A 10,376-nucleotide genomic window follows, 5' to 3' on the forward strand; every position below is an offset into this window, starting at 1 on the left:
GGCACGAGTATCCAACTCGCCATTCACACCAGACCCGTGACCTGCGGCTTTACGATGCACACCGCTCAATGCTCGCGGTGATCCGCCTGCCTGCCATGCGGCCCGAAGGCGCCGACGCGGCAGGCGGCAGGCGCCGGCCGGAGCGTGGCGGTTGGCGGATCGTCCTGCGCCGCCCGACGCTGTGGGGCTCGATGGCCACCGACCTGTCCGCAACCCTGCTCACCATGCCCATCGCGCTCTTCCCGCTGGTCAACGAGATCCGCTTCGGGGGAAACCCGCAGACCCTCGGCCTGTTCCTCTCTGCCGTCGCGGTCGGGGGGATCACGGCTGGTCTGCTCTCCGGTACGGTGACGCGCTGGCGCCGTGGCGGCCTGGTCCAGCTGTCCGCAGCCGGTGTCTGGGGCCTGGCGCTGGCCTGTTTCGGTCTGGCGGGGCCGTTGTGGCTGGCGCTCGGCTGCCTGGCCGTGGCGGGCGCTGCCGACACCGTGTCTGTCGTCACCCGCAGTGCCCTGGTCCAATTGGAGACCCCGGATGCGTACCGGGGACGGGTTTCCTCGGTAGAACACGTCATCGGTGTCGCGGGCCCCGAACTCGGCAACTTCCGTGGTGGCCTGTTGGCGTCGGCCACCTCCGCCTCCTTCTCCCTGGTCTTCGGCGGACTGTCCGCCATCCTGGCGATCGCCGCCGTGGCCACGACCAACGCGCCCCTTCGCGCCTACCGCACGCCGCCTGCTGCCGCGAAGCCGACCGTCCCTGGGGTCGCCGACGCGGCGGCGACCGCTGGTTAGGTTTCCTGATTCGCCTCCAGCCTTGAGCCCGGTGAGAGGGGACGTCAACGTCCTGCGCAGCTGACGACCCCTCACTGAGTGTCATTCCTTGTCGGCGGCGTCCGGATCGCGCAGCGGACGCAGGCCCCCGGGCAGCTCGGGGAGTTGGAAGGAATACCGGCCGAGCATGTTGATGTGGTGGCGGACGAACGGGGAGAGGCGGGCCACGTCTTCGTCGCGGACATCGAACCCGTCCTCACGCAGCTGCGTGACGGCGGCGTCCATGTACCTCGTGTTGAAGAGCACGAGGGCGTTGAGGACCAGTCCGAGGGCGCCGATCTGGTCCTCCATGCCGTCCTGGTAGCGCTGATAGAGCTGTCCGGCCCGGCCGTGGAAGATCTTCCGGGCGAGCGCGTGGCGGCCCTCTTGGAGATTGGCCTGCACCTTGATCTGCCGCCGGTAGCCGGGCTCGTCGGCCAGGCGCAGGATGTGCAGGGTCTTGGCGATCCGCCCGTAGTGCGCGATCGCGTCGCCGAGCGGGGTAGGCCGTCCGTCCCGCGACAGCATGCGGATGACGTCGTAGGCGCGCACGGTTCCGGTGTGGATAGAGCCGATGATCCGCAGGATGTCCTCCCAGTGCCGTTCGATCCGGGCGAGGTCGACCCGGCCGCGGGCGGCGTCGTGGAAGGCGCCGTAGTCGGCCGCGCGGTCGATGCGCCACATCTTCTGGTCCGGCAGGTCGGCGAGCTGGGGCGCGTACGCGAAGCCGGCGAGCGTGAGCAGGCCAAAGACGATGTCGCTGTACGAGGCGGTATCGGTGACGATCATCTCCGGGCGCTTGCCGCCGTCGCGGTCGTAGAGGACGTCCAGCACGTACAGGGAGTCGCGCGGGGTGCCGGCCACGACCTTCCCACCGAGCCCGGCGGCCTGGTCGTTGATCATGTTGAGCCAGGTGGCGCCGCCCCGGCGGCCGAAGTACTTCGGGTTGGGCCGCGCGTACACCGAGGGGACGGGAACGACGAACCGCATGCCGTCCACGGAGGCGACCAAGCCGCCGCCCCACGCCTGCGCGAGGCCGATGGACGCCTGGTGCTCGATCAGGGTGGCATTCGCGGCCCGGTAGGTCGCGAGCCGCAGGAAGGTCTGGTCGACGTGGGACAGCCGCCCGTACTTCAGCGCGTCGATCCCGCCGATCACGGGGGTGTAGCCGACGTTGCAGCCGTGCGCGACCAGGAGCGCGGCGATCGTGACGTGCAGGTCCTTCAGCCGGGCCTCGCCGCTGGTGACCGAGGTGAATGCCTGGTCGGCGCCGGTCCAGGAGAACACCTCCAGCAGCACCTCGGGCAGGTCCACGCGGGGCAGCATCGCGTTCACCGTGGCCCGCAGATCCAGCAGGGAGGCCGGTTCGGGCTCCGGTTCCAGCGCGGCGAAGTGCAGCCGACCGTCGTCGTCGAACACGATCTGCGCGTTGTCCGGCAGGCGCCCCGCGACCTCCCGGTACGTGCCGTCCAGCAGCGCCGCCCGCGCAGCCAGGTGCTCACCCGCCTCCCCGGGCAGCCCGAGCGAGGCCAGCACGGTCGGCCTGGCCTGTTCCCACGCCTCACCGGCCAGCAGCTTCGCCCGCGGATCGCCCCACTTCGAGGAGTTCTTCGCGAACACCTGCTTGCTCCGCAGCATCCGGTGGAACTGCTCCAGCACGCAGAACGTGTACGCCTTCCAGTCCACCGTGCCTGGCTCCAGGTGAGGGGCCGAGAGCACCAGGCGGCGCCACGAGCCGACCAGCAGCCCGGTATCGATCTCGGCTGGGCCGACCTTCTTGCGGCCCAAGAGATCCGGCAGGGACTTCAACGCGGCCAGGACCGGCAGCCCTTCAGGGGAAGCACCGAAGTCGACGACCTCGACCAGAAGCTTCAGGAACGGCCGGACCGTGCCGAACCGGCTGACCAGCATGGACCGCCACGCCTCGTCCGCATCGGAGTCCAGCGGCGGCGTCAGCTCGAACAGCGCGGCGATCGCGGCGGCCAGCTCGTGCCGGGGCACGACCGCCTCGATCCGCTCCCGCATCGCCTCGAACGACTCCACCACCGGGCCGGTGACCTCGCCAGTGTCGGTGTCGACCAGCTCGCTCGTGGTGTCGAACACGACCTGGAACGCAGTCGCCAGCTTCGCCGAGGCCCGCTCGACGCGCAGCAGCGTCTTCATTTTCTCCTTGACCGTCTCGCGCTCGGCCTTGGCCAGCAGCTTCGTCGCGATCAGCACCTCCAGGAGGTCGAGCGCGTCGTCCACCGCCCAGGTCGTCAGGTAGACGGTGGTGGCCAGCAGCGTCGCCAGCCGACGGGAATCGCCGTGCCGGCGCAGCAGCGACGCCTTGCCGTCCACGCCGTACCGAAACAGCTCGGCGAGCCGCCGCGGCGGGATCGCCGACACGTCCAGGTCTCCTATGCCGAGGGCGGCGATCTCCTCCGCGCGCTTCAGCGCCCCCTTCATCTGCGGGCCCGACACCCGTACCGGACCGCGCCGCAGCCGGTCCAGCTCCGAGACCCGCTCGCCGGGCGGAACGGTCAGCAGCGAGTCCAGCACCGCCCGCTGACCGACGTTCAGCAGCCCGTACAGGGTGCCCCACAACCGCTGGTTCGACGCCTCCCGCACCGTGCCCACCAGCCGGGCCAGACGGCTCGCCCCCGGCAGCAGCACCCGCCCCTCGCGCAGCCACCCCGCCGCCGCGTCGAACAACGCCTTCGGCCCGTCCCCGGTCGTCCACGCCCGCGCGTCCAGCCAGACAGCCAGCTCCTCGCGGACCTCGGCGAAGTCCCGCCGGCCCCCGGACTCCTGGATCTCCCCGGCGTGCGTACGGGCCGTACCGTCCCGCTCGCCGTACAGCTTCAGGCACGAGGCGTCCACGATCTCCAGTTGCTCGGCCAGGTGCTCGGCCACCTCCGCCGGCACCTGCCGCGGATCCGGCATGAACCTGCCCAGGAATCGCACGCTCGTGAGCTGGACCGCGAACCCGAGCCGGTTGTGTGCCCGGCGTTTGGCCTGCACCGCCTCCCGGTCCGCGTCGTCCAGGAAGAAGTACCGCTCCAGCTCCGCCCGCGAGGGCACTTCGTGAAACGACCCGTACCGGGCCGCCTGCTCGTCCGTCAGGAACTCGACCGCCACAACAGCTCTCCGAAGATCGACAACAGCGACCCTCGAAGGCTCCGACGCTCAATCACCCCAGGTCAAAGCCCCAACCAGCCCGGAGAACCCTTAGTGCGTTGTGGCAAACCGGATCTTGTTCGAGCGGCAGCGGTGATCATCTGGACGGAGGTTCGGGTGCGGTCGCGGGCATGAGAGAACGGGCCCCTTGGTAGTGACGCGGTTACGACACCAGCACGACCAAGGAAGCCCGTTGCCTGATCAGTTGAGCAGTATCTCTGTGCATGCCGCCACTGCGGTCACCCCTGGGTGTGACTGCTACGTGCACCGGTTCGGTTCGCTCGCTCCGGGACGGCGGGCAGGCTGCTATCCGAGTGACATGACGGATGCGGAGTGGGCCGAGGTCCGCGCCGCGATGCCGGTGCCGGCCTGGCTCCTGAAGCGGGGCGGGCGCCCCGAGGCATACTGCCACCGGACAATGGTCGACGCGGTGCGCTACCTGGTCGACAACGGCGTGAAGTGGACGGCTCTGCCGGTCGATTTCCCGTACTGGCGGGCGGTCTACGACTTCTTCCGCCGCTGGCGGGCCTACGACTATGCGCGTGAACTGTACGAACGCCTGCGACGTTCGGCGAGGGAGCGCGCCGGCCGCAACGCCGAGCCCAGTGCGGGAGTCATCGACAGTCAGTCGGTGGACGCCTCCGAGACCGTCGGCGAGGACAGTCGCGGATACGACGGCGGCAAGTCACGTGACGGCCGCAAGCGTCACATCCTGACCGACACCGAGGGCCTGCTCCTGGAAGTGACCGTGACCACGGCCGATGTCCACGACTCCAAGGCCGCCCCCGCACTGCTGGAGACGTTCATGCAGCAGCCGGGACGGCTGCTGCAACTGGTGTGGGTCGACAGTGCCTACCAGGGTCCGGCGCTGGCGAAGGCGTTCGCCCGTCACGGAGTCCGGACCGAGGTCGTGCGCCGTTCCGACGGACAACGCGGATTTGTCGTACTGGCCCGCAGGTGGGTCGTGGAGCGGACGCTGAGCTGGCTCTCCCGCTCACGCCGCCTCAACCGCGACCACGAACGCCGCCCCGACCACCACGCCCAGATGGTGTGGTGGGCCGCCGTGATCAGACTGTCCCGGCGCCTGGCCGCAGACGCTCCGCGCTGGCCGGAGAAGCGTCCCGGCCGACTGCTCCGGGCTCAGGCATGAACCGTCCGTCCTTCGCCCGCACCAGCCAGCCCCGCTTCTCCAGCACATAGGCACGGTGCCGGATCTTCTCCACCTCGTTCTTGATCTCCGCTTCCCGGCCCACCGCCCGCGTCAGCTCCACCCCGTTCACCGGCCCCGAAGCGGCCACCACCGCGGCGAACACCTCCCGATACAGGCCGCTGAGCACCTCCTCGCCCATGCCCGACCGCCACACCGGCGGCCGCTCACCATGCCCCGCGCCCGGGCCGCCCGATCCCACGGCGGCAGCCATCTCACCACCGGACGGCACCGGAACCGGCGTATTCACCGGGCTCTCCCCGGCCAGCACCGACACAAGCTCCTCACGCCCCACCCGGGCCCGCTCGACCCGCTCCCGCGCGGCATCCACCTCCGCCTGAGCCTGCTCCAGAACCTCCGTCCAGGACTCCAGATCCCGCCTCGCCCGCGCCTCACGCTGCTCCATCAACCCCAGCACCGACGGCATCGCACCCTCCTCGATCCACAACAAGCCGTCCGCTGCCTGCCCCTACCCCAAGGCGATCATGCCCCGCACACGAAGAAGCCCCTGCTCATCGAACAGGGACTCCCTTTGACACAACGCACTCAGGTCAGCACGGAGGCGGTCGGTATGTGGTGGGCCGCAGGAAGCGGACGACGGCGTCCTTCTCCACACCGACCTCCCTCTGAATCTGAGGGAGGACAGGCCCGAACGCATCCACCTTGATGGAGCGTGCGCCGGAGCCACGGGTCCAGGTGGCGATGGCCAGGCCGTCGGCGATGACGGTGGGCCGGATGAGGCCGCCTCCTGGCCAGACGCGAGCCTGGTGGAGAGCGGGGACGGACACCTCGCGGGTGCGGTAGCCGATCAGGTAGTTGTCGTAGGCGGGCAGCATGCGAACGTCCGGGGTGTCAGACGCGCCTGGGAGTTCTTTCACCCGCCCGGCGAGCATGGTCGACGCGCCGTATTCGTTGATCGCACCGTATTCCGCCAGCATTTTCCAGGCCGTGCGGGCCCAGGTGATCGGCATTCCGGACCAGGCGGCGAAGTCTTCCAGGGTGGCGGGGGCGTGCGCGGCCAGGTAGCGGCGGGCCAGCTCGGCGATGGCAGAGTCACCCTCCCACCGGAAGCGCCCGGTGGTGGGCAGCCAGTCGTTGAGCAGTACATACGTGGCCTCACCGGCGCGCTGCGGGCCGTGACAGAGGATGCCGGTGAGTGCTGCGTGGCGGATCAAGTGGAAAGGCGCCTGCCCGTCCGGCGGAATACCGAGGGTGGTGAGGTGCTCGGTCAGCTCGGCCCGGGTGAGTGGTCCGTGCGCGGCAAGAGCGTGCCGGATGAGATGGTCGGCGCGCTGGCGCAGATCGTCGTCCAGGCCCAGCTGCTGGTAGCGGCGGTTGGTTGCGGCAAGAATTCGCGGGGACAGCAATTGCAACACCCAGCGGGCGTCGTTGCTGGGGATGGTGTGCAGGGTGCCGCGCATGTACCAGTTGCGGACGATGCTCCGCTCTTTCTCGTATGCCGTGCGGATGGCCTGGGCGGTGATGTCCCGGCCGCGTACCCGGATGCCCAGGTCGGCGGCCGTGGCGTCCTGGGCCTGGATGCCGAAGACCCGTCGGACGACCGCCTCGGCAGAGCCCTCCCGGGCTCCGCCGGCCAGGGCCTGAGCGTGGGCCCGCAGCCTGCGGACGCTTTCGTGGTCAGGCATCGGGCTGTACCTCTCGGCCGACGCGGTCAGGAGACGGCCTTGTCGAGGATGTCGGCGAGTTCGGCAGGCGCGGACAGCATCGGCCAGTGTCCGGTGGGCAGGTCGAAGCGTCGCCACGGCGGCTGGTTCAGGTAGGCCAGCATCGGCACCCCAGCATCCAGCAGCCCCGTGAAGTCATGGCACGCGACCAGGACACGGTCCACACCGACGCTGAGCTCGGCCGGGCCAGCGAGGCGCTGGGTATAGGCGCCGAACGGCTGAGGGGTGGCACGCGAGCGCAGAACGTTCCGCTGGCCCTCATCGAGCCCGTCGAGGCTGCTGGACAAGCCCAGGACCTCAAACGGCGGCATCGGTAGCCGCCACCCGTGGCCAGAAGCGTCGACCTGCTGGCGCAGCTGGTCCGCTGCTTGCGGTGGCATGAGGTCGAGCATGCACATGCCTGCGGCGAACGGGGCGCTGTCCACGTAGATCACGCGTTCCAGCCGGTCGCCGAGACGTCCAGCTGCCCCGGTGACCGGGGCAGCCGCGTAGCTGTGGGCGACCAGCGTGACGTCGCCCAGATCGTGCTCTTCGACGAATCCCGTGATGTCCGCGATGTGCGTGTCCAGGTCTGTCTGAGGGCCGCCCTGGTCGGCGTGTTCGGCCAGGCCGGTCAGTGTCAGCGGCAGCGCCATGTGGCCGCGCTCCCGCAGAGCTCGGGCGGTGTCTTCCCAGGCCCATGCCCCGAGCCAGGCGCCGGGAACGAGTACGAAGGTGGCCATGTGATCTCCCTGAAGTGAGGTGCTGCGGGGAGCGTAAAGTCGATACAGGACAGAATCCGCCCTGAAATGCCGAGTGATCCATGTCGCATCCCCTGACCCGTGTGCTGACCCTGCTGGAACTCCTCCAGTCCAACGCCCGGCTCACCGGGGTGGAGCTGGCCGACCGGCTGGACACCGACGTGCGCACGGTGCGCCGGTACACCGCGCACCTACGGGAACTGGGCATCCCCGTGGAGGCCGAACGTGGCCGCTACGGCGGCTACCGACTGGCCTGCGGCTACCGCATGCCCCCTCTGGTCCTCACCAATGACGAGGCCCTCGCCGTCGTTCTTGGCCTGCTCGCGGCAGAACGTCTGGGCATGGGCACTGCCGCGCCGGCCAGTGCCGGTGCCTTGGCCAAGATCGAGCGGGTGCTTCCGCACGCCCTGCGCGAGCCGCTCGCCGCCATGCGGGAGACCCTGTCGTTCACCGCCAACGCCGTGATCGGTCAGGCACCCGGAACCGGCGTCCTGCTGGCACTGGCCCAGGCCTCCCGCGCCCGCGCGACCGTCGGTATCAGCCACCAGTCTTGGCGCCAGGAACACACCGAACGCGACATCGACCCCTACGGCGTGGTCTTCCACACCGGCCGCTGGTACGTCGTCGGCCACGACCACCTCCGCGACAGCCTGCGGACCTTCCGCATCGACCGCATCGCCTCCGTCACCCCCCGAGCCGACAGCTTCACCGCACCCGACGGCTTCGACCCCGTCGCCCACCTGACCTCGACCCTCGCCCAGGGGCCATACCGCTGGCAGGTCGAGGTGACGATCCATGGCCCCCTCGATGAGATCGCCCGCCGGCTGCCGCGCTCAGCGGTGACCCTCACCGCCCAGCCCACCGGCGTTCTCATGCACGCACGGGCAGAACGGCTGGACGGCATGGCCCACATGCTCGCCTCCCTGGAATGGCCCTTCACCATCCACCATCCCGACGAACTACGAGAAGCGCTCAAGAATCTGGCCGCCCAGCTCGCCGAATCCGCAGAACGAGCACCGGGAGAAACACTGCAGTGACGGCAGCCGGCCGCCATCGGGAAAGAGTCTTGTCCGCCGCAGATCATTAGGGAGCCGTTGACACCGCAGCGATCCGGTCGGCATACGTGCGGTACGCCTTGCGCCCGGCCGGAGTGGAGCCACCGTCGGCGAGTGCGGCGCACTGCTTCAGCGCGGCTTGGTGGAGCGCGAGGGGGGCGCTGACGCGCACCGAGTAGCCCAGCCCGCGACGGATCCTCCTGCCACCGCGCAGCGCTTCGCGGATCTCGGCGACCTCGGTGGCATTGAGATCTTCGGCGAGCAAGCCGGGCACGTCGATGGTGTGCGGCTGCTTACGCTCGGGCGCCTGCTCCTGGCCCGCGACGTCGGCGGTCACGCCGTTGAGTTCCTTCAGGATGTCGCGCACATCGCGGGCACCGGCCGCATCCAGCACCCTGCGGATGGTCTTGGGCGCGACGTCGTACTGCCGGGCGAGCGCCTTCACCGCGGCGCCCTTGGCATACGCGTCAACGACGTCGGCAGCCTGATCCTCGTCGAGCGCGGCCGGACGCCCCAGCGTCTTGCCCGCAGCCTCGGCGGCGGCGCTGTCACGTTGGCTGAGTGGGTGGGATGATCTTCTGGTTGATCGTGCTGGAGGGGGCTGTTCCGTGGGGGCCGTGGCTCCGTCGTACAAGGGGCACCGGTACCCGGTCGAGGTCATCTCCCACTGCGTGTGGCTGTATCACCGTTTCCCGCTGTCGTTTCCGCGAGGTCGAGGAGCTGATGCTCGAGCGCGGGATCGTCCTCTCCTACGAGACGGTGCGCCGCTGGTGCGCCAAGTTCGGGCAGCGGTACGCCGATTCGCTGCGCCGCCGGCCGGCCCCGACCTGGTGACAAGTGGCACCTGGACGAGGTCTTCATCAAGATCAACGGGGAACAGAAGTATCTGTGGCGGGCGGTCGACCAGGACGGCAACGTCCTGGACATCCTGGTACAGAGCCGCCGGGACAAGGCCGCGGCCAGGCGCTTCCCGCGCAGGCTGATGAAGAAGACCCGCACGGTGCCGCGGGTGATCGTCACCGACAAGCTCCGCTCCTACGGCGCGGCCCACCGCGAGGTCATGCCCTTCGTCGAGCACCGCTCCCACAAGGGGCTGAACAACCGGGCGGAGAACAGCCACCAGCCCACCAGGCAGCGCGAACGAGGGCACTGTCAACTTTGACGGTATGTCAGATGATCAAGAAGGAGATCGGTGATTTCCGCCTTCGAATCTGCGGGCGAAGCGCTGGATTGACGCGTTTCAGTCAGGCCTCGGTCCGGGAATGCCTTCTTGATCATCTGACATTCCGTCAAAGTTGACAGTGCCCAGTTTCTGGTTCTCCTTGCGCACGGTTTTCAGTTCCGCGCGCAGGGCCGCTGTCCCGGCCTCCAGTTCCTGCCTCGTGGCCTCGCTCACCGGGACGTCCTTCGTGTTCGTGCTCGTCGTGCCGCTCTCACCACTGCGGGCCCGCTCGGCCCGCACCCAGTTGCGCAGCGTCTCCCGGCTGATCCCCAGATCCTTGCCGATGCCCTCGAAGGTGTGGCTCGGGTCCGACAGGTACAGCGCGACGGCGTCCGCCTTGAACTCGGGCGAGTAGACCTTCATCACCATAAGAGATCCCTCCTCCCCGGCCCCTGGCGGGGCCGGGCTCAGAGGTGTCCACCACTCGGGGACAAGTCCCAAGGCCGGGTAGTTAGCGTTTTCGCAGGTCACGCAAGGGGAGTTGGGGTCCATGCTGTGGCGG

Annotated in this window: 8 protein-coding genes and 2 pseudogenes; 4 read left to right on the forward strand and 6 right to left on the reverse strand. The window is 69.2% G+C overall.

The window, feature by feature from the left end:
* The first annotated feature begins 77 nt into the window (after positions 1–77).
* On the forward strand, positions 78–788 hold the full coding sequence (locus F3T56_RS44440; RefSeq protein WP_246204778.1) for an MFS transporter: 711 nt from the start codon (positions 78–80) through the stop codon (positions 786–788).
* An 81-nt stretch (positions 789–869) separates the two neighbouring features.
* Here the strand turns inward: F3T56_RS44440 and F3T56_RS44445 are convergent, their stop codons facing one another.
* Positions 870–3,926, reverse strand: coding sequence for a Tn3 family transposase (locus tag F3T56_RS44445; protein WP_149831149.1), 3,057 nt, complete (start codon positions 3,924–3,926; stop codon positions 870–872).
* Between the two features lie 358 nt (positions 3,927–4,284).
* Between F3T56_RS44445 and F3T56_RS44450 the strand changes: the two genes are divergently transcribed.
* Complete coding sequence (locus tag F3T56_RS44450; protein WP_246204779.1) at positions 4,285–5,115, forward strand: IS5 family transposase; 831 nt, start codon at positions 4,285–4,287, stop codon at positions 5,113–5,115.
* Here the strand turns inward: F3T56_RS44450 and F3T56_RS44455 are convergent.
* From F3T56_RS44455 to F3T56_RS44465, 3 genes are all read right to left on the reverse strand, one after another.
* Positions 5,033–5,599 (reverse strand): BAR domain-containing protein, encoded by a 567-nt coding sequence (locus F3T56_RS44455; RefSeq protein WP_172639472.1) that lies wholly within the window; start codon positions 5,597–5,599, stop codon positions 5,033–5,035. The two genes, F3T56_RS44450 and F3T56_RS44455, sit on opposite strands and share 83 nt — an antisense overlap.
* 124 nt (positions 5,600–5,723) lie before the next feature.
* Positions 5,724–6,818: a winged helix DNA-binding domain-containing protein gene (locus F3T56_RS44460; protein ID WP_149831152.1), complete on the reverse strand. Its 1,095-nt coding sequence runs from the start codon at positions 6,816–6,818 to the stop codon at positions 5,724–5,726.
* Between the two features lie 26 nt (positions 6,819–6,844).
* Positions 6,845–7,579 (reverse strand): alpha/beta fold hydrolase, encoded by a 735-nt coding sequence (locus tag F3T56_RS44465; RefSeq protein WP_149831153.1) that lies wholly within the window; start codon positions 7,577–7,579, stop codon positions 6,845–6,847.
* An 80-nt stretch (positions 7,580–7,659) separates the two neighbouring features.
* Between F3T56_RS44465 and F3T56_RS44470 the strand changes: the two genes are divergently transcribed.
* On the forward strand, positions 7,660–8,634 hold the full coding sequence (locus tag F3T56_RS44470) for a helix-turn-helix transcriptional regulator (RefSeq protein WP_149831154.1): 975 nt from the start codon (positions 7,660–7,662) through the stop codon (positions 8,632–8,634).
* Positions 8,635–8,680: 46 nt separating this feature from the next.
* On the opposite strand, the gene F3T56_RS44475 is transcribed toward F3T56_RS44470, so the two are convergent.
* On the reverse strand, positions 8,681–9,286 hold the full coding sequence (locus F3T56_RS44475; protein WP_149831155.1) for a helix-turn-helix domain-containing protein: 606 nt from the start codon (positions 9,284–9,286) through the stop codon (positions 8,681–8,683).
* Between F3T56_RS44475 and F3T56_RS44480 the strand changes: the two are divergent.
* Positions 9,261–9,796, forward strand: a pseudogene (locus tag F3T56_RS44480) (IS6 family transposase); the annotation flags it as partial. The gene F3T56_RS44475 and the pseudogene F3T56_RS44480 sit on opposite strands and share 26 nt — an antisense overlap.
* Before the next feature lie 285 nt (positions 9,797–10,081).
* Here F3T56_RS44480 and F3T56_RS50500 read toward each other — a convergent pair.
* Positions 10,082–10,243, reverse strand: a pseudogene (locus F3T56_RS50500) (transposase); the annotation flags it as partial.
* Positions 10,244–10,376: the final 133 nt, after the last annotated feature.

This window comes from Streptomyces tailanensis (assembly GCF_008386495.1).
Lineage (GTDB): Bacteria > Actinomycetota > Actinomycetes > Streptomycetales > Streptomycetaceae > Streptomyces > Streptomyces tailanensis.